Source organism: Methylobacterium platani (assembly GCF_001653715.1).
GTDB classification, from domain to species: Bacteria; Pseudomonadota; Alphaproteobacteria; order Rhizobiales; family Beijerinckiaceae; genus Methylobacterium; species Methylobacterium platani.
In genome coordinates this window covers 56,642-78,680 of record NZ_LWHQ01000036.1, presented here as the reverse complement: position 1 = coordinate 78,680, position 22,039 = coordinate 56,642, and the positions used below count along the sequence as shown (strand labels likewise).

Genomic DNA, 22,039 nt, shown 5'->3' with positions numbered 1-22,039 from the left:
GAGGGCCCGTCAGCTCGGGGAGCGGGCCGCGGGCTCGCGGCGCGCCGGCGGCTCCGGCGTCTCGACGATCGTGACCGGGGTGCCGTTCTCGAGCCGGTAATGCCCCTCGGTGACGACGCGCTCGCCGGCCTTCAGCCCCTTCTCGACGAGGACGCGGCCGCCGCTCGCCTGGCCCGGGGTGACGGAGCGGGTCGCGACGTGGAGCCTGCCCCCTTGCCCCTCCCCGCTCCCCTCCTTGCCGGCCTCGTTGCCGGATTCTTGGGCGACGAAGACGAAGTCGCCGCGCGGGCCGTGGCGGAGCGCGGTGAGCGGGATGGTGACGCCCTCGGACCGGACGTCGACGGTGATGCGGCCGTTGACGAAGTTGCCGGGCCAGAGCGTCAGCTTCGCATTGGGGAAGCTCGCCTTGAGCTTGATCGTGCCGGTGGCGGGATCGACCTGGTTGTCGACGAGCTCGACCGTGCCGGTATCCAGCAGCGTGCGCTCGTCGGCGCCGAAGACCCGCACCGGCGCCTTGACCTCGCCGAGGCTCAGGCGGCTCCTCGCGACGGCGGAGGCCGGCAGGGTGAAGACGACGGAGATCGGCTGGAGCTGGGTCACCACCACGATCGCCGCGGCGTCGCCGGCCCGGACGGTGTTGCCCTGGTCGACGAGGCGCATGCCGGTGCGGCCGGTGATCGGCGCCGCGACGGTGGTGTAGGCGAGCTGGGTGCGGGCATAGGCGATCTGGGCCTCGTCGCTCTTGATCTGGGCCCGGTATTGGGCGACGAGTGCCCGCTGCTGGTCGACCTGCTGCTGGCTGGCGAAGTTCTTGAGGACGAGGGCCTCGGAGCGCTGGAGATCGAGCAGGGCACCGTCGAGCAGGGCCTGGTCCTTGAGCCGCGTCGCCTCCTGCTGGTCGGCCTGGGCCTGGAGCGGGCGCGGATCGATGATGGCGAGGGGATCGCCGGCCTTCACGTCCTGGCCCTCGCGGAACAGGATCCGGGTGATCTCGCCGTCGATGCGCGAGCGCACGCTGACGGTGTTGTAGGCCTGAACGGTGCCGATGCCCGACAGGGTGATCGGCACGTCGCCGCTGCGCGCCGCCTCGACGGCGACCCGGGCGGCGGGCGACGGCTGCTTGACCGCGCCCTCCCCCGGCGTGCCCGCCCGCTCGGAGGGCCACCAGGCGCTCACCCTGTCGCGCTGCGCGGTCAGCCAGTCCGCCGCACTGGGCCAGGCCGCCAGCACGCCGAGCGACGCGACGATTCCTGCCCCGAGGCCGATTGAGAACCCGCGCATGCGCCACCCCGGGACATCATATCGGCTACATTACCCAGGGAAGGAGACGGGGCAAGTAGAAAAACGCCGAGATAGACTTGAGATCACGCGCGGGCCGGGGCGATGAGCATGTATCTTCAAGATGAATCGCTTACAATCCGAAACAATCAATCGTCGGTTGCGCGCCGGGTGTCGGTGGACTTTCGGCGACGTGATATCCAGCGTCGCAAGCATGGGGGGCGCATCACGCGGGGACGTGGTCGGATGCGGAAGCCGGATCGTGATTCCTGAGAGCCTGTTTGGCGCATATGACAGGTCAAAGGAGGATCATGCCTCCAACACACGACCTCAGGATGAGGTCCAGAGCGGGACAAAATCCTTTGCTCAAGTCAAACAGACTCTGAGAGCGACTCCTTCTGGATGCTTGAATACTTAGAATTTCTGCGAAAATCGGCTGGAGCACGGCCAAGCTTGATGGTGCATCCGGGGTCCCAGAACGCTCTGGACACCAGAATGCCGATCCAGAGACGATGGCGTCGTCGACATCAGGCCAATGCCAGATAGCTTTCAGTAAAAATTACCTTGAAAGGCATGGCTCCGAGAGTCGGTCTCGGCGGAATTCTATTTAATACAATCTGGGAACGGCAGAATGTATCCTGCCCTCAACCTCATCCCGAGGCGTCAGTGCAGCGCAGGCGGACTGACCCCGAAGGAGGCCTCCAGAAAACCGTGCGATCCCGGGATCCCACCCTCGAAGTCAGCCGATCTTCGATCGGCTGACTTCGGGATGAGCTGAGAGCGTAGGATATACGCGATGATTCAGATTTTCAGATGAAAAATCGCTCGAACCGGCTCTCGGGATCAGGTCGAGGGTCGATCGTTCTCTGCTATTTTCGATCTTCACGAAGACGATCGCACTCGGGCAGGCAACAGGATACCCGACACGGCCGACGGGACGGCCGCGGGCGCTCGCCGGCGCGATCAGGCGCGCGTCAGCTTGGCGACCACGGCGAGGAGCTGCTCGGGCTTGAACGGCTTGGTGATCCAGCCGGTCGCGCCGGCCGCCTTGGCCTGCTGCTTGATGCCCTCGTCCGATTCCGTGCTCAGGAACAGGATCGGCACGCCGGTCAGGGCGGGCATCGTGCGCAGGTTCTTGATCATCTCGAGGCCGTTCATCACCGGCATGTTGAGATCGGTGATGACGAGGTTGAGCGGGTTGGACCTCGCCTTGGCGATGCCCTCGGCGCCGTCCCCGGCCTCGATCACGGTGTGCCCGGCCGGTCCGAGGACCACCTTGATCATCTGGCGGATGCTCATGGAATCGTCGACGGCGAGTACGGTGGCCATGGGGGAAACTCCGGGAAAGGCGTGCGGGGAAGGGCGCGGGGGCGCTCAGGCGGCGGGAGCCAGGACGGCGTGCGCGGGAAGCCCGGCCCGCGCGAAGGCGCCGCGCACGACGTCGGGGGCGCCGGTGAGGGTGAGCCGCCTGGACTGCCGCTCCGCCGTGCCGGCGGCCGCGAGGACCAGCTGCACGAAGGCGATGTCGGCGCGCTCGACCGCGGTGCAGTCGAGGGCGAGGTTCGCGGTGGCCGCGAGGGCGGCGGCGATCTCGCCGTGACGGGTGCGGATCGTGCGCACCGTGCAATCGCCCGGCATCGTGACGGTGAGGTGGTCTGGCATGACGGCGATCGGGTCCTGGCGCGTCCCAACGGCGCCTCGTCCCGAAGATTACGCCGGCACTGTGTAAAACTTTCTTGAATGCATCCGTCCGCTCGCAGGCAAGACGCTAACGCTTCGGCAAGCATGACGCCCGTAGCGTCACCGCGACCGATCGCGACGGCAACCGAGCGCGGAAGGCGACGAACGGTCTGACGGAGCGCGGGTGATGATGTCCGAAGTGGTGCAGGCGACGCGGGAGCGCTCCCGTCCACGGTGGATGCGATCCCGCAACGCGGATGTGCCGGCTCCGGTTCCGGTACTCGCGGCGGCGCTTCTTCCCGCGACGCAGGCGCAGCCCGAGATGTCCGGCGCCGTCGCCGTCCTGCAATCCTGGCTCGGCCTCTCGGTGCTGCAGCGGCGGGCGCTGGAGGCCCTCGTCGGCGAGCTCGGCCTCGCCTCCGCCCACATGGAGGACAGCGTCCACGGCCTGACCGGGCGCTTCGAGAGCATCGCCGCGACGACGCGCGACCAGGCCGAGATCGTCCAGGGCCTCGTCGCCTCGATCCAGGCCGTCGAGATCGACGGCCGCTCGGTCCCCCTCGCGGACGTGGCCGCCGGGCTCGGCGAGACGCTGGCCGCCCTGATGGACAAGGTCGTCCGGCTCTCCCGCCAGGGCGGCGAGACGGCGCGCGCGCTCGACGGGGTGCTGGGCGAGATCGGCGCGGTCGAGGGCAGCGTCGCGCAGATCGAGGCGATCAACCGCCAGACCAACCTGCTGGCGCTCAACGCCAAGATCGAGGCGGCGCGGGCCGGCGAGGCGGGCCGGGCCTTCGCGGTGGTGGCCGACGAGGTCCGCCAGCTGGCGCAGTCGATCAACGCGCTCTCGGGCACCATCAAGGAGCAGATCGGCACCGTCGCCGCCGGCCTGCGCGGCAGCCACGGCCTGCTCCAGGACATCGCGACCGTCGACGTCTCGGACGAGAGCCGCAGCGCCGAGGCGCGCGTCCACACCGTGATGCAGACGCTCGTCGCCCAGACCTCCCGCTTCGCCGGCGTCCTGCAGCAGACCGCCGAGACGACGCAGTCGATCACCGCCGACGTCTCGGGCGCCATCGTGGCGATGCAGTTCCAGGACCTGACGAAGCAGCGCCTCCAGAACGGCGAGGGCGTGCTGCGGGCCCTCTCCCGCGAGCTCGGCCGGATGGCGGACGAGGCCGCGGCGCGGGGCCTCGGCGCGCCGGGCGCCGAGGCCGACCAGGGCTGGGCCGAGGCGATGATCGCGGCCTGCACCCTCGGCGAGGTCCGGGACCGCCTGCGGCGCCAGGTTCTGGGCCAGGCCTCGCCCCAGCCGCCGGCCGGGGCGGCGGACGAGCTCGACGGCATCGACCTGTTCTGAGGCGGGCCGTCCGATCGTCGAACGCCGCCTGCGCCGGACGACGTCGGTCGAGGTCGTCCGCCGCGCACGTCCTCGGTGCCGGACGATCGACCGGCCTCGACGAGGACGGCGCGCGGCACGGCGGCATCCCTTCCGCCGCGAGGCGCGTCGCCCGTCAGGCGATCGATGAGACCATGACATTCCGTAAAGAAAAAATTCCTTGACGCTTGATCGCTCGCAGAATGTCCTTGCGGGACGACTGCGCCAATACTCCTGTGATAACGGAAAATTATGAACCGGTGAGCATAATCGGTTCACTGCGAAATTCTCCGTTTCCCAGCATCCATCCCTGACGTCGCGGTCCCGTCGCGAGACGGACGACCGGGACCGTGTCGGGGACGGATCCTTCGCTTTCGCCCTGGTGATCTTCGCGCGATTCGAGAGTCGATGCAGACATGACCACTCTCAACCCGGTCGACGTGTTCCGCATGGAGGCCGACGAACTGCTCGCCTGCCTCGAGACCACGCTGCTCGACCTCGGCGAGAAGCCGCAGGACCGGGCCCTGATCGACACGGCGTTCCGCGCGCTGCACACCATCAAGGGCTCGGGGGCGATGTTCGGCTTCGAGCGCGTGGCCGCGTTCACCCACGATTTCGAGACCGCCTTCGACCTCGTGCGCCAGGGCCGCGTGCCGGCGAGCGTCGATCTCGTCAACGTCGCCCTGTCGGCCAAGGACTATATCCGCCTGCTGATCGAGGATCCCGACGGCGCCGAGCCGGTCTTCGGCCAGGCGATCCTCGACGAGCTCGGCAACCTCGTCGGACGGGCGACGGGCCGGGCGGCGCCGGCACCCGCCCCTGTTCCTGCCCAGACCCAGACCCAGACCCAGGCCCCCGCCCCGGCCGCGCCGCCGGTCCCGGCCGCGCCGGCCGCCGGCCCGGCCGGCTGGCGGATCGGGATCGCCTTCGCGCCGGACGTCCTGCGCAACGGCACCAACCCGCTCGCCCTCCTCGACGACCTGCGCGACCTCGGCCCCTGCACGGTCGTGCCGCGCCTCGGCGCCCTGCCCGACCTCGCCGCGCTCGATCCCGAGGCCCTGGCGATCGGCTGGGAGGTCGTGCTGCGGGCCGGCGTGCCCCGGGAGGCGATCGAGGACGTGTTCCTGTTCGTCCAGGACGAGGTCGGCCTCACCCTGGCGCCGCTCGACGGCGAGGGCGCCGCGCCGCTCCCGGACGGAGGAGCGACGGAGCCTGCCGCCGCGCCGGCGTCCCCGGAACCGCCCTCCGCGGCACCACCCTCCGCGGCACCTGCCCCCGTGATCCTCGCCTCCCTGCGCCCGGCCCCCGGCGAGCCGGCGAGCCCGGTCCGGGCCGATCGGGCTCCGGCACCGGTGGAGGTCCCCGCCGCGCGTCCCGCCGCCGCGCCCGAGCCGCGGGCCGGCGCGCGCCGCAGCGAGGAGCGCACCGCCAGCACCGTGCGGGTCGAGGCGGAGCGCCTCGACGAGCTGATGGACCGGGTCGGCGAGCTCGTCATCGCCCAGGCGCGCCTGAGCCAGCTCGCCGGCCTGCACGCCGATTCCGGCATCAAGACCGTCGCCGAGGAGATCGAGCGGCTCTCGGCGCGCCTGCGCGACACCACGATGAGCATCCGCATGGTGCCGATCGGGGCGCTGTTCGGCCGCTTCCGGCGCCTCGTCCACGACCTGTCGCGGGATCTCGGCAAGCCGGTCGACTTCGTCACCGAGGGCGAGGAGACCGAGCTCGACAAGACCGTGATCGAGCGCCTGGCCGATCCGCTGGTCCACCTGATCCGCAACGCCATCGACCACGGCATCGAGGACCCGGCCCGGCGCGCCGGCAGCACCAAGGGCGCGACCGGCCGCATCACCCTGTCGGCCGAGCATGCCGGCGCCCAGGTGCGGGTGAGCGTGCGCGACGACGGCGCCGGGCTGGATGCGGCCCGCATCCGCGCCAAGGCCGAGGAGAAGGGGCTCGTCGCCCCCGGCACCGTGCTGACCGACCAGCAGGTCTACCAGTTCCTGTTCGCCCCCGGCTTCTCGACCGCCGCGACGATCTCGGCCCTGTCGGGCCGCGGCGTCGGCATGGACGTCGTCAAGAAGACCATCGAGGCCTTGCGCGGCACGATCGACATCGCGACCGAGCCCGGCGCGGGCACCACGGTCTCCCTGCGGCTGCCGCTGACGCTCGCGATCATCGAGGGCCTGCTGATCCGGGTCGGCGAGGGGCGGTACGTCGTGCCGCTCTCGGCGGTCGAGGAATGCGTCGAGCTGCCCGAGGGCGACCGGACCGGCCGCGGCCGCGACTTCCTGAACATCCGCGGCGCGCTGGTGCCGTTCCTGCGGCTGCGGACGCTGTTCGAGGCGGAAGGGCAGCCCGACCCGCACCAGAAGGTCATCATCGTCTCGGTCGGCGAGACCCGGGTCGGGCTGCTCGCCGACCAGATCATCGGCAACCACCAGACGGTGATCAAGTCGCTCTCGAAGCTCCACGCGGACGTCGCGACCTTCTCGGGGGCGACGATCCTCGGCGACGGCACCGCCGCCCTCATCATCGACGTCGGGCGTCTCGTGTCGGGCGGGCACGCGGAGATGCCGCGCGAATACCAGGAGGTGGCATGATGACCGGGGCAGCGGATGCCGAGCGGCCGACGGCCGGGCTGCAGGTGGTGAAGGTGCGCATCGGCTCGGAGACCTTCGCGCTCGATGCCGGCATGGTGCGCGAGATCATCGACCCGATCCCGGCGACCCGGGTGGCGGGCGCCCGGGCCCATCTCGACCGGGTCGTCAACGTGCGCGGCAACGTCGTGCCGCTCGCCGACATCCGTGAGCGCTTCGGCATGACGCCGGAGGCGGCGACGCCCGACACCCGCTTCGTGGTGATCGAGGTCGGCATCGCCGGCGATCCCGTCGTCGTCGCCCTCGTCGCCGACAAGGTGTTCGAGGTGACCGAGGTGCAGACCGGCACCGCCCAGCAGGTGCCCAAGGTGGGGACCACGTGGCGGCCCGAATACATCAAGTCGATCGTCAAGTGCGGGGACGAGTTCGTCATCCTGCCCGACGTCGAGCGCATCCTGAACTGAGTTGGTCTGGAGTCATTCCATGCGCCTCACCATCAAGGCGAAACTCGCCGGCGGCTTCGCCTCGGTCCTCGTCCTGGCCGGAATCGCCGGCGGCGTCGGCTACCAGCGGCTGATGGCGGCCGACGAGGCGATGAATTTCGTCGTCGGCCGCTCCGAGGTCCAGACGCTCGTTCTCGACGCCAAGGCCAACGCCGTCCGCGGCATCTCGAACGCGCGCGCGGCGGTCATCAGCGCCGACGACGCCCAGATGGCCGATTTCAGCAAGCGCGCGGCGGACAACCGCGCCGACGCGCTCGCCGCGATGGCCAAGGCGAAGACCTACATCAATTCCGACGAGGGCCGGCGCCTCTTCGAGGACCTGAGCGACAAGTACGACAGGCAGCGCGCGCTCGGCGTCAAGGTGGTGGAGCTGACCCGGCTCAACTCGAACGTCCGGACGTGGGCGGAGATCGACGCGAGCGGGCGGCCCGCCACGGCGGCCCTGCGCACCGAGCTGGACACGCTGATCAACGGCCGCGCCGGCGAGGCGGGCGGCGACGAGCTCGTGCGCGCCGCGGCGGGCTTCCAGATCCGCATGGAGCGCGCCTGGGGGCAGATGCAGGCGGCGACCGGCGCCACGAGCGCCGCGGCGCTCGAGCAGCGCGTGGCGGCGGCCAAGCAGGTGCGCGAGGAGATCTCGCGCGCGATGGACGAGCTGCTGCGCGTCGGCGCCGCCCGCGGCCTGCCCGTCGAGGCGATCCGGCAGAAGTACGGGGCCTGGGCGGCGTCGTTCCAGAAGGCGCTCGCCACCGTCGAGGTCGGCGGCACCGTGCGGGCCGCCGACCTCGCCTCGGGCGAGTATGCCGTCGCGAGCACGACGGCGATCCGCGCCTTCGACGCCCTGGTCGAGTTCCAGGGCAAGCGCATGGCCGATGCGGTGGCGCGGGCCCGGACGGAAACCAGCGAGGGCCAGACGATGCTGCTCGCCGTGCTGGCGGGCGCGCTGCTCCTCGGCTTAGGCATCGCGACCTGGCTCGCCGTCGCGATCGCCCGGGGCCTGAGCCGCGCGGTGTCCCTCGCCGATGCCGTAGCGGCCGGTGACCTGACCCGGACGGTGACGGTGACCTCCCGCGACGAGATCGGCGACCTCGTCACCGCCATGAACCGCATGACGGCCAACCTCAACGAGACCGCGGGCCTCGCCGACGCGATCGCCGAGGGCGACCTCACGGTCGAGGCCAAGCCCCTGTCGGACAAGGACCGGATGGGCCTCGCCCTGCAGACGATGCTGGCCCGGCTCCGCACCGTGGTGACGGAGGCGTCTGCCGCGGCGGGCAACGTGTCGTCGGGGAGCCAGGAGCTGTCGGCCTCGGCCGAGCAGTTGTCGCAGGGCTCGACCGAGCAGGCGGCCTCGACCGAGGAAGCCTCGGCCTCGATGGAGGAGATGGCCGCCAACGTGAAGCAGAACGCCGAGAATGCCGGCCAGACCGAGGCCATCGCCCGCCAGTCGGCGAAGGATGCCGAGGCCAGCGGCGTCGCGGTGGGTCGCGCCGTCGAGGCGATGCAGACCATCGCCCAGAAGATCACCATCGTGCAGGAGATCGCCCGGCAGACCGACCTGCTGGCGTTGAACGCGGCGGTCGAGGCGGCGCGGGCCGGCGAGCATGGGCGGGGCTTTGCGGTGGTGGCGAGCGAGGTGAGGAAGCTCGCCGAGCGGAGCCAGGCGGCGGCGGCCGAGATCGGGATGTTGTCGATCGACACGGTGAAGGCGGCGCAAGCCGCGGGCGACATGCTGGGTCGTCTGGTTCCGGACATCAAGAAGACGGCGTCGCTGGTCGAGGAGATCTCGGCGGCGTGCCGGGAGCAGGATGTCGGGTCTGGCCAGATCAACCAGGCGATCCAGCAGCTCGACAAGGTGACGCAGCAGAATGCATCGGCGTCCGAGCAGGTCTCGGCGACGTCGGAGGAGCTCGCCGCGCAGGCCGAGATGCTGCAGGAGACGATCGCGTACTTCCGGCTCGGCGACGAGGCGGCTGCGGCCCCGGTCTCGCGGCGGGTCGACGGGGCGGTGTCGCAGCTGCGGGCGACGGCGGCCCGGATGGCGGCGCCCGTCGCGACGTCGCCGGCGCGGGCGCAGGCCAGGGCGTCGACCGCCATCCCGGCCAAGCGCGGATCCGCCCGCCCGGCGCCGAAGGCCGCGGGCGGGGGCGGTTTCGCCCTCGACATGAGCGAGGGCGACGAGCGCGACGCCGACTTCACCCGCGTCGCCTGACGCCGGTGACCCCCGATCCCGCGCGAGGTCGAACGCTCGCGCGGAGCACCGAAAGAGCCGTCGGCGCGTCGTGCCGATCGACCGCCGGCGGCTCCGATCGCCCCCAGGACACATCCGGACGAGCAAAGAGAGCCCACGACGATGCGGTTCACGATCAAAGCGAAGCTCGGGATCGCCTTCGGGGTGATCCTTCTCCTCCTCGGCGGAGCCGGCACCCTGGCGGTGACGAGCCTGAGTCAGTCCAACGACCGGATGCAGGCCTTCGCGGCCCGTCCGTTCTCGCAGGTCCAGCGGATCCTGCGCATCGAGGCGATGTCCTTCGACGCCGCCCGCATGTTCGCCCGCTCGATGCTCGAGCCGACGAACGCCGCCCGCGAGAAGCTGTTCGCCGAGTTCAAGGCGAACGACGCCAAGCTCCAGGGCATCCTGAAGGACTACACCGACCTCGTCCCGGCCGAGGACCGCGTCCGCGTCCAGCCCCTGCGCGAGAACTGGACGAAGCTGAGCGAGGCCGTGACCCGCGGCATGGAGTTCTCGGTCCAGAACGGCAACAACACCGCCAACGCGATCGCGACCAGCGAGCAGCTCTCCACCTACACGGCGGTGATGGCCCGCATCGACGAGATCAAGGCCCGGCCCGGCCTCTCGGCCGAGGACAACGCCCTCGTCACCGCCATCGAGCTCAAGATGGTGCGCCTGCGCGGCGAGATCTACCGCGAGATCGTCATCACCGACGACGCCCTGCTGGCCAAGGTCGCCGGGGAGTTCGGCGAGACCCAGAAGGCCCTGTGGCGCGACCTCGGCAAGCTGACCGAGCAGGCCCGGGCCGCGGGCTACGCCGAGGCCGCCATCGCCCTCTCCGCCGCCGTGAAGGTCTGGGAGCCCTCGGCCGAGAAGGTCTTCGCCCTCGGGCTGGCCAACACCGACGCCAAGGCCCTGCGCTACTACGTCGGTCCCTTCACCGATGCGCGCAAGGCGGTCGTCGAGGAGGTGGGCAAGCTGCGCGGCTACGAGGAGAGCGTCGCCCAGGGCTTCGTGCGCGAGACGCAGTCGGCCTACGAATCGACCCGTACCGTCCTCACTGCCGTCGTCGTCGGCGCGGTGATCCTCGGCCTCGCGATGGCGCTGTGGCTGGCGGTCGCGATCTCCCGCGGCCTCGCCAAGGCGGTGTCCGCGGCCCAGAGCGTCGCGGCCGGCGACCTGACCAGGGACGTGGTCCCGACCGGCCGCGACGAGGTGACGGATCTCCTGCAGGCGATCCAGGCGATGAACGTGAAGCTGCGCGAGGTCGTCGGCCAGGTGGTCACGGCGGCGGGCAACGTGTCGTCGGGGAGCCAAGAGCTGTCGGCCTCGGCCGAGCAGCTGTCGCAGGGCTCGACCGAGCAGGCGGCCTCGACCGAGGAGGCCTCGGCCTCGATGGAGGAGATGGCCGCCAACGTGAAGCAGAACGCCGAGAATGCCGGCCAGACCGAGGCCATCGCCCGCCAGTCGGCGAAGGATGCCGAGGCCAGCGGCGTCGCGGTGGGTCGCGCCGTCGAGGCGATGCAGACCATCGCCCAGAAGATCACCATCGTGCAGGAGATCGCCCGGCAGACCGACCTGCTGGCGTTGAACGCGGCGGTCGAGGCGGCGCGGGCCGGCGAGCACGGGCGGGGCTTTGCGGTGGTGGCGAGCGAGGTGAGGAAGCTCGCCGAGCGGAGCCAGGCGGCGGCGGCCGAGATCGGGACGTTGTCGATCGACACGGTGAAGGCGGCGCAAGCCGCGGGCGACATGCTGGGTCGTCTGGTTCCGGACATCAAGAAGACGGCGTCGCTGGTCGAGGAGATCTCGGCGGCGTGCCGGGAGCAGGATGTCGGGTCTGGCCAGATCAACCAGGCGATCCAGCAGCTCGACAAGGTGACGCAGCAGAATGCGTCGGCATCCGAGCAGGTCTCGGCGACGTCGGAGGAGCTCGCCGCGCAGGCCGAGCAGCTGCAGGAGACGATCGCGTACTTCCGGATCGACGGCATGCAGGCGGCGCGGTCGCGGCCGATCGACGGGGCGGTGTCGCAGCTGCGGGCGACGGCCGCCCGGATGGCGGCGCCCTCGGCGGTCGTGAAGTCGCCGGTGCGGGGTCCGGCCAAGGCCGCCGCCAGGCGCGGGTCCGCCCGTCCGGCGCCGAAGGCCGCGGGCGGGGGCGGTTTCGCCCTCGACATGAGCGAGGGCGACGAGCGCGACGCCGACTTCACCCGCGTCGCCTGAGCGCGACCGCCCGGACGGGTGCGACGGGGATCCCGCGATCCCCGGCCGCCCGCCCGGGCCATCTCCGGACCGGATCGACGGGAACGCCTCCAGGGGCCCGCCCGCCCCTCCCTCTCACCCGCGGAATCCGCGTCGGGGCCCGACCGGCCCGGCAGGATTCCGTGACTCTCTCGGCTTCCCAACGATCCGGCCTTCCTCGATGAGCATGTTCGACAACATCTCGATACCCCGAAAGCTCGGGATTACCTTCGCCGTCATGCTGACGGTCGGGCTCGCGGTGAACGGTGTCGTCTACTGGAAGTCGTCGGACATCCGGCAGACGGTCAACTGGACCAACCACACGATCCAGGTCATCGACGCCGCCAACGGCGCGCTCGGCGGCATGGTCGACCAGGAGACCGGGTACCGCGGCTTCCTCCTGGCCGGGGATCCGAAGTTCCTCGGCCCCTATCAGAAGGGCTGGGACGCCTTCACGGTCGCCTGGCAGCACGCCAAGACGCTGACCGCCGACAACCCGGCCCAGCAGGAGCGGCTCGAGGCGATCCACCGGCTGGCGGAGGCCTGGCATCGCGGCGTGGCCGAGAAGGGCATCGCCCTGATGGCGAAGCCCGAGACCCGCGACGCCGCCCGCCAGAGCGAGATCGACGGCGCCGGCAAGGAGGCGATGGACGGCATCCGTGCCCGGATCGGCGACCTGATCGCCACCGAGAACGCGCTGATGCAGACGCGGCGGGAGGCGCAGAACGCGGCCTTCGATGCGACGACGCAGATGATCGTGCTCGGCATCCTCGCCAACCTGCTGCTCGCGGCCGGCATCGCCTTCCTGCTCGTGCGCACCGTGGCACGGCCCGTGACCCGGGTCAGCGCCAAGCTCGCCGAGCTGGCGACCCCGCTCGATACGGGCCGGCGCGACGAGGTCGGGCAGATCCAGGGCACGGCGCTCGCGGTCGAGCAGGCGTTCCGGGAGATCTCCGACGTCCTCGCGGCAGCCTCGATCGGCGACTTCTCCAAGACGCTGTCGAAGGATTTCGGCGGGCTCAGCAGCGAGGTCCAGGCCAACCTCCAGGCGATGACCGCGAACCTGCGGGCGATCGCCGACATCGCGACGGCGATCGCCGGCGGCGACCTGACCGTCGAGGCGCAGCGGCTCTCGGACAAGGACGTGCTCGGCATCGCCCTCGAGCAGATGCTGGGGAAGCTCCGGACCGTGGTGACGGAGGCTTCTGCCGCGGCGAGCAACGTGTCGTCGGGGAGCCAGGAGCTGTCGGCCTCGGCCGAGCAGCTGTCGCAGGGCTCGACCGAGCAGGCGGCCTCGACCGAGGAAGCCTCGGCCTCGATGGAGGAGATGGCCGCCAACGTGAAGCAGAACGCCGAGAATGCCGGCCAGACCGAGGCCATCGCCCGCCAGTCGGCGAAGGATGCCGAGGCCAGCGGCGTCGCGGTGGGTCGCGCCGTCGAGGCGATGCAGACCATCGCCCAGAAGATCACCATCGTGCAGGAGATCGCCCGGCAGACCGACCTGCTGGCGTTGAACGCGGCGGTCGAGGCGGCGCGGGCCGGCGAGCACGGGCGGGGCTTTGCGGTGGTGGCGAGCGAGGTGAGGAAGCTCGCCGAGCGGAGCCAGGCGGCGGCGGCCGAGATCGGGACGTTGTCGATCGACACGGTGAAGGCGGCGCAGGCGGCGGGCGACATGCTGGGCCGGCTGGTCCCGGACATCAAGAGGACGGCGTCCTTGGTGGAGGAGATCTCGGCGGCGTGCCGGGAGCAGGATGTCGGGTCTGGCCAGATCAACCAGGCGATCCAGCAGCTCGACAAGGTGACGCAGCAGAATGCGTCGGCGTCCGAGCAGGTTTCGGCGACGTCGGAGGAGCTCGCCGCGCAGGCCGAGATGCTGCAGGAGACGATCGCGTACTTCCGGCTCGGCGACGAGGCGGCTGCGGCCCCGGTCTCGCGGCGGGTCGACGGGGCGGTGTCGCAGCTGCGGGCGACGGCGGCCCGGATGGCGGCGCCCGTCGCGACGTCGCCGGCCAAGACGGCCGTCAGGACACCGGCCAGGCGCGCCGCCGCGTCCCGTCCGGCCAAGGCCGGGGGCGGTTTCGCCCTCGACATGAGCGAGGGCGACGAGCGCGACGCCGACTTCACCCGCAGCGCCTGACGCGACGGGGTCTGCGGGCGGGGACACGCCCGCGGACCCAAAGGATTGCCGTGCCGCTCACGAAGCGTCCTTCGCCGCCGATGCGGCGGCCCGAGGAGGGCGCTTCGCGAGGTGCATCGGCGCTCCCGGCGCGGCCGGGAGCGTCGTCGTTCGTCGCTTGTTTCGGTTTCCCCATCGTGCTTCCCCGCCTCGCGCGGCGCGAGGCCTGCCGGAGTGCCAGGATGTCGAGTGTGTGGCAGTATCTGACCCTCGGTCTCGGGCGCGAGACCTTCGGGATCGATATCGAGAACGTCCAGGAGATCCTGGATTACCGTCCGCCGGCGTCGCTGCCGCAGGCGCCGCCGTTCCTGGTCGGGATGATCGACGTGCGCGGCCAGAGCTACCCGGTGGTCGACCTGCGCACCAAGCTCGGCCTGCCGCCGGAAGCGCCGACGCCGGCGACCCGGATCATCCTGCTCAACGTGCCGATGGGCGAGCGCACGCTGCGGGTCGGCTTCGTGGCCGACCGGGTGTTCGAGGTGACGGAGCTCGACCGCGCCGAGATGGAGGCCGCGCCTGAGGTCGGCGGGCGCTGGCGCTCGACCTACATCGCCGGCATCGGCCGGCGCGGCGACGCCTTCGTGGTGGTGTTCGATCTCGCGCGGCTGATGGCGGGCGACGAGCCGGCGCTCGCCGGCCCGGCCCTCGCCGCCTGAGGAGCCGGCGCCCGTGTCCCTCGCCCTCCCCGCCCAGCAGCTGAGCGAGCGCCACTTCCGGTCGATCGCCGAGGTGATCGAGGCGCGCGTCGGCATCCAGCTGCCGGCCTCCAAGCGCACGATGGTCGAAGGCCGCCTGCGCAAGCGCGTGCGGGCGCTGCAGCTCGACAGCCTCGACGCCTATGCCAGCCGCCTCTTCGACGAGGGGCGGCTGGCGGAGGAATTCGTCCACCTCGTCGACTGCGTGACGACCAACAAGACCGACTTCTTCCGCGAGCCGGCGCATTTCGACCTCCTGCGCGAGACGCTGGTGCCGCGGCTCTGCGCGCTGCCGGCCCATCGCGGCGAACGTCCGCTCCTCAAGGTCTGGAGCGCGGCGGCCTCGACGGGGGCCGAGGCCTACACCCTGGCGATGGTCCTGCAGGACATGGTCGCGACGGGGGCCCGGTTCGACTACGCGATCCTCGGCACCGACGTCTCGACCGAGGTCCTGCGGGCGGCCGCCGACGGGATCTATTCCGAGGAGATGCTCGCCGCGGTGCCGGCGCCGATGCGCCGCCGCTACGTGATGGCCTCGCGCGACCCCGCCCGGCAGATCGGCCGGATCGTACCCGAGCTGCGCCGCCGGGCCCGCTTCCGCCACCTCAACCTGATGGACGAGCGCTACGCGATCGACCGCGACGTCGACGTCATCTTCTGCCGCAACGTGCTGATCTATTTCGACCGGCCGACGCAGCGGGCGGTGCTCGGGCGGCTCGCCGGCCACCTGCGCCCGGGCGGATACCTCGCCGTCGGCCATTCCGAATCGATGTCCGTGACCGGCGTCCCGGGCCTGACCCAGGTGACGTCGACGGTCTTTCGCCGCTGAAGGGATCCCCCATGCCCGCGACCGCCCCGATCCGCGTCCTGGTGGTGGACGATTCGGCCTCCGTCCGGCAGACGCTCTGCCAGATCCTGGCCACCGCGGCCGACATCGCGGTGATCGGCACCGCCGCCGACCCGTTCGTGGCGGCGCGGCGCATCCAGGAGGAGGTGCCCGACGTCATCATCCTCGACCTCGAGATGCCCCGGATGGACGGCCTCACCTTCCTGCGCAAGATCATGGCGCAGAAGCCGATTCCCGTGATCGTCTGCTCGACCCTGACGGAGGCGGGATCGCGCACGCTGTTCGACGTGCTGGAGGCCGGCGCCGTCGACGTGCTGCCCAAGCCCCGCATCGACACGCGCCAGTTCCTGGTCGAATCCTCGGTGCGGGTCTGCGACGCGGTGCGGGCGGCCGCCCGCTCGCGCCTGCGCCCGCGGCGCGCGGTGCGCGGCACCGTGGAGGCCAAGCTGTCGGCGGACGCGGTCCTGCCGCCGCCGGTCGCGAGCCGCCGGGTGGTCGGGACCGAGCCGATCGTCTGCATCGGCGCCTCGACCGGCGGCACCGAGGCCCTGCGCGACGTCCTCGAGCTCCTGCCGGCCGAATCGCCCGGGATCGTCATCGTGCAGCACATGCCCGAGCACTTCACCGGCGCCTTCGCCCGCCGGCTCGACGGGCTGTGCGCCATCGCCGTCAAGGAGGCCGAGACCGGGGACGCGGTGGTGCCGGGCCGCGCCCTGGTGGCGCCGGGCGGGCGCCACCTGCTGATCCAGCGCACGGGCGGGACCTACGCGGTCGTGGTCAAGGACGGCCCGCTGGTCTCGCGCCACCGCCCCTCCGTCGACGTGATGTTCCGCTCGGCGGCGCAGGCCGCGGGCGCCAACGCGCTCGGAATCCTGATGACCGGCATGGGCGACGACGGCGCCAACGGCCTCCTGGAGATGCGCCGGGCCGGCGCCCCGACGATCGCCCAGGACGAGGAGAGCTGCGTCGTGTTCGGCATGCCCAAGGAGGCGATCGACCGGGGCGCCGCCGCCAAGGTGGTCCCCCTCGACCGGATCCACCTGGAGATCCTGCGCTTCGCCGCCGCCCCGCCGCTCGGACGGACGGCCTGAGCCGGACCTTCGGCGATCGATTTCATGCGACGTTTACGGACCTGCGCCGACGATACGTCGGGAGCCCGAGATAGGAACGTCAGGTCATCGCCGGGATGTCGGTCGCAGCAGCACCCTCGTCGACGCAGCCGATGCGGGCGCTCCTCGTCGACGACAGCCCGTCGAGCCTGCAGGGCCTGACCCGCCTCGTCGAGGAGGCGAGCGGGCTGGCCTGCGTCGCCTTCGCCGACCCGCTGGAGGCGCTCGACGCGGCCCGGACCACGCCGTTCGACCTCGTGGTCCTCGACTACGTCATGCCGGGCCTCGACGGCATCGCGCTGACGCGCGCCCTGCGCCGCCTGCCCGGCTACGCGCAGGTGCCGATCGTCATGGTGACGACGACGTCCGACGAGCGGGTGCGGGTCGAGGCGCTGGAGGCCGGGGCGACGGACTTCCTGTCGAAATCCCCCGACGCCGCCGAGATCCGGGCGCGGCTGCGCAACATGGTCAGCCTCTCGGCCGCCTTCCGCAAGCTGAACGACCAGGCGGCCTGGCTGGCGCGGGAGGTGGAGGCGGCGACCCGCCGGCTGCTCGACCGGGAGGAGGAGATCATCTTCCGCCTGTCGCTGGCGGTGGAGTACCGCGACAACGACACCGGCGGCCACACCTACCGGGTCGCGCGCTACAGCGCGATCCTGGCCGAGGCGCTGGGCCTGCCCCCTGCGGCCTGCCGCTCGATCTTCCTCGCCGCGCCCCTGCACGACGTCGGCAAGGTCGCGGTGCCGGACGCGGTCCTGCTCAAGCCCGGGCGCCTCGACCCGGACGAGTTCGCGGTCATCCGCGAGCACGCCGCGATCGGCGAGCGCATCCTGGGCGGCAGCAGCAGCGACCTGATCCAGCTCGCCGCCGAGATCGCCGGCGCCCATCACGAGCGCTGGGACGGCAAGGGCTACCCGCACGGGCTGTCCGGGCGCCTGATCCCCCTCCCCGCCCGGATCGTCGCCATCGCCGACGTGTTCGACGCGCTGACCACCACCCGGCCCTACAAGACCGCGATGACCGACGCGGAGGCCTTCGCCCATATCGTGCGCGAGCGCGGCGCGCATTTCGATCCGGCCTGCGTCGACGCCTTCCTGGCCGCCGGCGACCGGATAAGGGCGGCCCGGCACGAGCGGCCGGGGATCGGCCCGGGGGCGACGGGCGAGGGGTGATCCCGTCGCACCCTGCCATCGGAGCGCCCGGTGACGAAGCAAAGCTCGGCGTTGCCCGAGCAATGGCCGCCGACCGGCATGTCTCCGACAGCAGTCGAGGACGGTCCGGCCCCGCTCATCCGGCAACGTCGCCCCGTTCGGCAACAGATCATCCCGAAGGCAATTGACAGTTTGCCGGAACGGGCGAAGCATGAACCTGCCTCGCGCGCACCGATGCGGTGGCGGCTGCCGGGCGGCGTGTGCGGGTCGGCGTCTCGGTGGGACGACCATGGGCCGATACCTGCACGCGGAGCAGGGGGGAGATGCCGATGGCAAGGTTCCGCGCAGCGCCGGCCGGCCGGATCTCGCTCGCCGTCCTCGCCGTGTCGACGCTCCTGGGCGCGCCGGCGCGGGCCGACGAGACGTGCCTGTCGCCCTACATGGCCAAGATCACCGGCATCGAGGATTTCGTCTACGTCTGGACCCTCGGGGTCGAGGGGCTCGGCGACGGCTCGGACAAGCTCGTCACGGTCGATGCGCGCGAGGCCTCGCCCACCTTCGGCAAGCCGATCCACGCCGCCTCGGTCGGGGGCCGGCACGAGGCGCATCACGGCGGCTTCACCGACGACCGGCGCCAGTTCTGGGCGGCGGGCCTGTCGGACAGCAAGATCTTCGTCTTCGACGTCGCCACGGAGCCGGCGCGGCCCCGGCTCGTCAAGGTGATCGACGACTTCGTCGAGAAGAGCGGCGGCGCGGCCGGCCCGCACGGCGCCTACGCGCTGCCCGGCCGCATGCTGATCCCGAGCCTGTCGAACCGGGACGGCACCGGCCGGGCGGCCCTCGTCGAGTACGCGAACGAGGGCCACCACGTCGCGACGCATTGGCTGCCCACCGATGCCGCGCCGAACGGCGCCAGGATCGAGGCCGGGGCGGACGGCTACGGCTACGACGCCCGCGTGCTGCCGCGCCGCAACGCGATGCTGACCTCGTCCTTCACCGGGCTCGCGAACGCCCTGCGTCCCCTCGGCGAGCTGGTGAAGGACGGAGAGGCGATGAAGCGCTTCGGGCAGACGATGGTGGTGTGGGACTTCCACGCCCGCCAGCCCCGCACCGTGCTGAGCGTGCCCGGCGTGCCGCTGGAGATCCGCTGGGCCTGGGGGCCGCAGCACACCTACGCCTTCACCTCGACCGCGCTGACCTCCAAGCTCTGGCTCGTGCGCGAGGACGCGCCCGGCGCCTGGAGCGCCAGGCCGGTGGCCGAGATCGGCGACCCGTCGGCGTTGCCGCTGCCCGTCGACATCAGCCTGTCGGCCGATGACCGCACGCTGTTCGTCGACACCTTCATGGATGGCACCACCCGCGTCTTCGACATCTCCGATCCCGACGCGCCGCGGCAGATCTACGAGAAGAAGATCGGCGCGCAGCTCAACATGGTCTCGCAGAGCTGGGACGGCCGGCGGATCTACTATACCAGCTCGCTCCTGGCGAACTGGGACAAGACCGGGGACGGGAACGAGCAGTTCCTGAAGGCCTATGCCTGGACCGGCCGGGAGCTGACGCCCCGGTTCGCGATCGACTTCACGGCCGAGCGGCTCGGGCGCCCGCACATGATGGCGTTCGGCGCCGCCTCGCTCTACGCGCGGTGACGCCGATGCGATCCGGCGCGCGCTCCGCCCTTGCGGCGCTGGTCGTCGGTGCCGCGGCCCTCGTGCAAGGCACCTCGGCTCACGACGCCTCGGCTCATGACGGCCATGCAGCCCGGCCCGCCGCGGCGGCCGTCCCGGTCCCGCCGCCGGGGAGCTACCGCCTGCCCCCGATCAAGCCGGCGGCGGGCGGCGGCGTCCTCGACGAATCCGGCCGGCGCCGGGACCTGCTCGACCGGGATCGCCGGGGCGGCATCACCGTGCTGGCGCTCATCTACACCCGCTGCGGCGACCTCTGCCCGCTCGCAACCGCCGACATGGCCCGGCTGCAGGACCTCGCCGCGGCCGATCCCGCCGCGGCGCGCGGGATGCGCCTCGTCTCCCTGAGCTTCGACCCCGAGCACGACACGCCGGAGGTGATGCGGGACTTCGCCGCCGCGTGGCGCTCGAGCGATCCGGCCGCGCCCGCCTGGGAATTCCTCACGGCGCCCGACCGGGCCGCGCTCGCGCCGATCCTCGCGGCCTACGGGCAGCCCGTCGAGCCCGGCCCGGGCGGGGGGCTGAACCACGTCTTCCGCGCCTTCCTGATCGATCCCGGGGGCCTCGTGCGCAACATCTACAGCCTCGACCTCTTCGATCCTGCGCTGGTCCTCACCGACATCCGCACGCTCCTCATCGAGGAGGCCGGCCGCGGGGATGTCCGGGCCCGCTGAGCGGGCGGCGTCGGGGCGGGGGCGCACGGCCATGGTCAAGCTCGCGGTCGATCCGCGCCGCTCGCTGTTCTCGAAGTACTGCCTCGTCCTGTTCGCGGCGGTGGCCCTGCCGCTATTCGCGAATGGCGGCCTGGAGGCGTGGTTCGGCTACCGCGACCGGCGCGCCCAGCTGCACGCCCTGCTCGGCCTGGAGGCGCGCGACGCGGCCCTGCGCATCGGGGGCTTCCTCGACACGATCCGCGAGCCGCTCGGCTGGATGGTGCAGCTGCCCTGGACCCCGGCCTCCGAGGAGCGCCAGCGGCTCGACGCCCTGCGCCTGCTGCGGCAGGTGCCGGCCATCGCCCAGCTCACCCTCGTCGACGGGAACGGCCGCGAGCGGCTTCAGGTCTCGCGGGTCGCCCTCAACCGCGCCGGGAGCGGCGCCGACCTCTCGGGCGATCCGGCGGTGGCGGGGGCCCGGTCGGCCCGGGCCTGGTACGGCCCGGTGATCGACCACCGCGGCTCCGAGCCGTTCATGACCGTGGCGCTGGCGGGCAACCGCGCCTCGATCGGCGTCGTCCTGGCGGAGATCAACCTCAAGCTGATCCGGGACGTGATCTCGGGCATCCGCGTCGGCGCGACCGGGCAGGCCTTCGTCCTCGACGGGCCGGGCCGGCTCATCGCCCATCCCGATCTCAGCCTCGTGCTGCGCGGGGCGGACGACCCGGCGGCCCGCCGCCTCGCGACCCTGCGGGAGACCGTGCGCGCGGCGGGCGGCGCCGCGACGGGCGTGGACGGCACCGGCCGCGCCGTGATCGCGGCGGCGGCCACCATCCCGGGCGTCGACTGGACGGTGGTGGTGATGCAGCCCGCCGCGGAGGCCTTTGGGCCGATCGCGCGGGCGCTCCTGCGCACCGGCGCGCTGATCCTCCTCGGCCTCGTATTCGCCGCCGCCCTCGCCTACGGGCTGGCCCGCCACATGACCGGCCCGATCCGGCTGCTCGAACACGGCACGGAGCGGATCGGGGCGGGGGATTTCCGGCACCGCATCGCCATCGCCTCGGCGGACGAGCTCGGCCGTCTCGCCGCGCGGTTCAACGCGATGGCGGGCGAGCTCGCCCTGTCGCAGGAGCGCCAGGAGCGGATCGCGCGGCTGCGGCGCTTCCTCGCCCCGCAGGTCGCCGAGCTGGTCGACCGGTGCGGCGACGACGGCGTGCTCGACGGGCGACGCCTCGACGTGGCGGTGATCTTCGGCGACCTGCGCGGCTTCACGGCCTTCTCGGCGCTCGCCCCGCCCGAGGTGGTGATCGAGGTGCTGGGCGCGTATTTCGCGGCCTTGGGCGGCGTGATCACGGCGCACGGCGCCACCCTCGTCACCTATACGGGCGACGGCCTGATGGCCCTGGTGAACGCCCCCGTCCCGACCCCGGATCCCGGCCCGACCGCCGTGCGGCTCGCCCGCGCCATGCAGGAGGCGGTCCGTCCTCTCGCCGGGGACTGGACCGCCCGGGGCTTTCGCCTCGGCTTCGGCGTCGGCGCCGCGATGGGGCCCGCCACCGTGGGGCGGATCGGCTGCGAGGGCCGGTCCGACTACACGGCGATCGGGCCGGTGGTGAACCTCGCCGCCCGCCTCTGCGCGGCGGCCGCGGACGCGCAGATCCTGATCGACGCGACCCTCGCCGAGGCGGTGCGCGGGCGGTGCGCGGTCGCCGCCCTCGGCGCGCTGCCGCTGAAGGGGTTCGGGGGAGAGGTGCCGGTCTTCGGCGTCGCGGACGGGAGCTGAACCCGCTGCGCCCATACCCTCGCGCCCTGGCATCGACAC

At 71.9% G+C, this 22,039-nt stretch carries 16 protein-coding genes; 13 read left to right on the top strand and 3 right to left on the bottom strand.

Annotation, left to right across the window (positions count from 1 at the left end):
- Positions 1 to 9: 9 nt before the first annotated feature.
- From A5481_RS17935 to A5481_RS17925, 3 genes are all read right to left on the bottom strand, one after another.
- Complete coding sequence (locus tag A5481_RS17935; protein WP_053082579.1) at positions 10 to 1,281, bottom strand: efflux RND transporter periplasmic adaptor subunit; 1,272 nt, start codon at positions 1,279 to 1,281, stop codon at positions 10 to 12.
- A 960-nt stretch (positions 1,282 to 2,241) separates the two neighbouring features.
- Positions 2,242 to 2,607: a response regulator gene (locus tag A5481_RS17930; protein ID WP_048436856.1), complete on the bottom strand. Its 366-nt coding sequence runs from the start codon at positions 2,605 to 2,607 to the stop codon at positions 2,242 to 2,244.
- 45 nt (positions 2,608 to 2,652) lie between these two features.
- Positions 2,653 to 2,940, bottom strand: coding sequence for an STAS domain-containing protein (locus A5481_RS17925; RefSeq protein ID WP_048436855.1), 288 nt, complete (start codon positions 2,938 to 2,940; stop codon positions 2,653 to 2,655).
- Positions 2,941 to 3,280: 340 nt separating this feature from the next.
- Between A5481_RS17925 and A5481_RS17920 the strand changes: the two genes are divergently transcribed.
- The 13 genes from A5481_RS17920 (at position 3,281) to A5481_RS17860 (ending at position 22,000) form a co-directional block, all read left to right on the top strand.
- Positions 3,281 to 4,315, top strand: a complete 1,035-nt coding sequence (locus A5481_RS17920) for a methyl-accepting chemotaxis protein (protein ID WP_245239158.1) — start codon at positions 3,281 to 3,283, stop codon at positions 4,313 to 4,315.
- 434 nt (positions 4,316 to 4,749) lie between these two features.
- Positions 4,750 to 6,933, top strand: a complete 2,184-nt coding sequence (locus tag A5481_RS17915) for a chemotaxis protein CheA (RefSeq protein ID WP_048436854.1) — start codon at positions 4,750 to 4,752, stop codon at positions 6,931 to 6,933.
- Positions 6,930 to 7,394, top strand: a complete 465-nt coding sequence (locus tag A5481_RS17910) for a chemotaxis protein CheW (RefSeq protein ID WP_245239156.1) — start codon at positions 6,930 to 6,932, stop codon at positions 7,392 to 7,394. Before A5481_RS17915 ends, A5481_RS17910 begins: the two co-directional genes overlap by 4 nt.
- Positions 7,395 to 7,413: 19 nt before the next feature.
- Positions 7,414 to 9,645: a HAMP domain-containing methyl-accepting chemotaxis protein gene (locus A5481_RS17905; protein WP_064504105.1), complete on the top strand. Its 2,232-nt coding sequence runs from the start codon at positions 7,414 to 7,416 to the stop codon at positions 9,643 to 9,645.
- A gap of 141 nt (positions 9,646 to 9,786) precedes the next feature.
- Positions 9,787 to 11,886: a HAMP domain-containing methyl-accepting chemotaxis protein gene (locus A5481_RS17900; protein WP_064504103.1), complete on the top strand. Its 2,100-nt coding sequence runs from the start codon at positions 9,787 to 9,789 to the stop codon at positions 11,884 to 11,886.
- A gap of 199 nt (positions 11,887 to 12,085) precedes the next feature.
- Positions 12,086 to 14,041, top strand: a complete 1,956-nt coding sequence (locus tag A5481_RS17895) for a methyl-accepting chemotaxis protein (protein WP_245298644.1) — start codon at positions 12,086 to 12,088, stop codon at positions 14,039 to 14,041.
- Positions 14,042 to 14,262: 221 nt separating this feature from the next.
- Positions 14,263 to 14,736: a chemotaxis protein CheW gene (locus A5481_RS17890; RefSeq protein ID WP_048433666.1), complete on the top strand. Its 474-nt coding sequence runs from the start codon at positions 14,263 to 14,265 to the stop codon at positions 14,734 to 14,736.
- A gap of 13 nt (positions 14,737 to 14,749) precedes the next feature.
- A complete protein-coding gene (locus tag A5481_RS17885) occupies positions 14,750 to 15,604 on the top strand; it encodes a CheR family methyltransferase (protein WP_048433665.1) in 855 nt (284 codons plus the stop codon).
- Between the two features lie 11 nt (positions 15,605 to 15,615).
- Positions 15,616 to 16,713 (top strand): protein-glutamate methylesterase/protein-glutamine glutaminase, encoded by a 1,098-nt coding sequence (locus A5481_RS17880; protein WP_048433664.1) that lies wholly within the window; start codon positions 15,616 to 15,618, stop codon positions 16,711 to 16,713.
- A 95-nt stretch (positions 16,714 to 16,808) separates the two neighbouring features.
- Positions 16,809 to 17,903 (top strand): HD domain-containing phosphohydrolase, encoded by a 1,095-nt coding sequence (locus tag A5481_RS17875; RefSeq protein WP_342447332.1) that lies wholly within the window; start codon positions 16,809 to 16,811, stop codon positions 17,901 to 17,903.
- A 308-nt stretch (positions 17,904 to 18,211) separates the two neighbouring features.
- Positions 18,212 to 19,528: a methanethiol oxidase gene (mtoX, locus tag A5481_RS17870; RefSeq protein ID WP_048433662.1), complete on the top strand. Its 1,317-nt coding sequence runs from the start codon at positions 18,212 to 18,214 to the stop codon at positions 19,526 to 19,528.
- 5 nt (positions 19,529 to 19,533) lie between these two features.
- Positions 19,534 to 20,238: an SCO family protein gene (locus tag A5481_RS17865; protein WP_048433673.1), complete on the top strand. Its 705-nt coding sequence runs from the start codon at positions 19,534 to 19,536 to the stop codon at positions 20,236 to 20,238.
- Between the two features lie 31 nt (positions 20,239 to 20,269).
- Entirely contained in the window at positions 20,270 to 22,000 is a 1,731-nt protein-coding gene (locus tag A5481_RS17860; RefSeq protein WP_048433661.1) for a cache domain-containing protein, read from the top strand.
- The last annotated feature ends 39 nt before the right edge of the window (positions 22,001 to 22,039 follow it).

Coding starts and splice junctions, on each gene's coding strand:
- A5481_RS17935 (WP_053082579.1), bottom strand. CDS start 1,281: ATGCGCGGGTTCTCAATCGGCCTCGGGGCAGGAATCGTCGCGTCGCTC.
- A5481_RS17930 (WP_048436856.1), bottom strand. CDS start 2,607: ATGGCCACCGTACTCGCCGTCGACGATTCCATGAGCATCCGCCAGATG.
- A5481_RS17925 (WP_048436855.1), bottom strand. CDS start 2,940: ATGCCAGACCACCTCACCGTCACGATGCCGGGCGATTGCACGGTGCGC.
- A5481_RS17920 (WP_245239158.1), top strand. CDS start 3,281: ATGTCCGGCGCCGTCGCCGTCCTGCAATCCTGGCTCGGCCTCTCGGTG.
- A5481_RS17915 (WP_048436854.1), top strand. CDS start 4,750: ATGACCACTCTCAACCCGGTCGACGTGTTCCGCATGGAGGCCGACGAA.
- A5481_RS17910 (WP_245239156.1), top strand. CDS start 6,930: ATGATGACCGGGGCAGCGGATGCCGAGCGGCCGACGGCCGGGCTGCAG.
- A5481_RS17905 (WP_064504105.1), top strand. CDS start 7,414: ATGCGCCTCACCATCAAGGCGAAACTCGCCGGCGGCTTCGCCTCGGTC.
- A5481_RS17900 (WP_064504103.1), top strand. CDS start 9,787: ATGCGGTTCACGATCAAAGCGAAGCTCGGGATCGCCTTCGGGGTGATC.
- A5481_RS17895 (WP_245298644.1), top strand. CDS start 12,086: ATGAGCATGTTCGACAACATCTCGATACCCCGAAAGCTCGGGATTACC.
- A5481_RS17890 (WP_048433666.1), top strand. CDS start 14,263: ATGTCGAGTGTGTGGCAGTATCTGACCCTCGGTCTCGGGCGCGAGACC.
- A5481_RS17880 (WP_048433664.1), top strand. CDS start 15,616: ATGCCCGCGACCGCCCCGATCCGCGTCCTGGTGGTGGACGATTCGGCC.
- A5481_RS17875 (WP_342447332.1), top strand. CDS start 16,809: ATGTCGGTCGCAGCAGCACCCTCGTCGACGCAGCCGATGCGGGCGCTC.
- mtoX (WP_048433662.1), top strand. CDS start 18,212: ATGGCAAGGTTCCGCGCAGCGCCGGCCGGCCGGATCTCGCTCGCCGTC.
- A5481_RS17865 (WP_048433673.1), top strand. CDS start 19,534: ATGCGATCCGGCGCGCGCTCCGCCCTTGCGGCGCTGGTCGTCGGTGCC.
- A5481_RS17860 (WP_048433661.1), top strand. CDS start 20,270: ATGGTCAAGCTCGCGGTCGATCCGCGCCGCTCGCTGTTCTCGAAGTAC.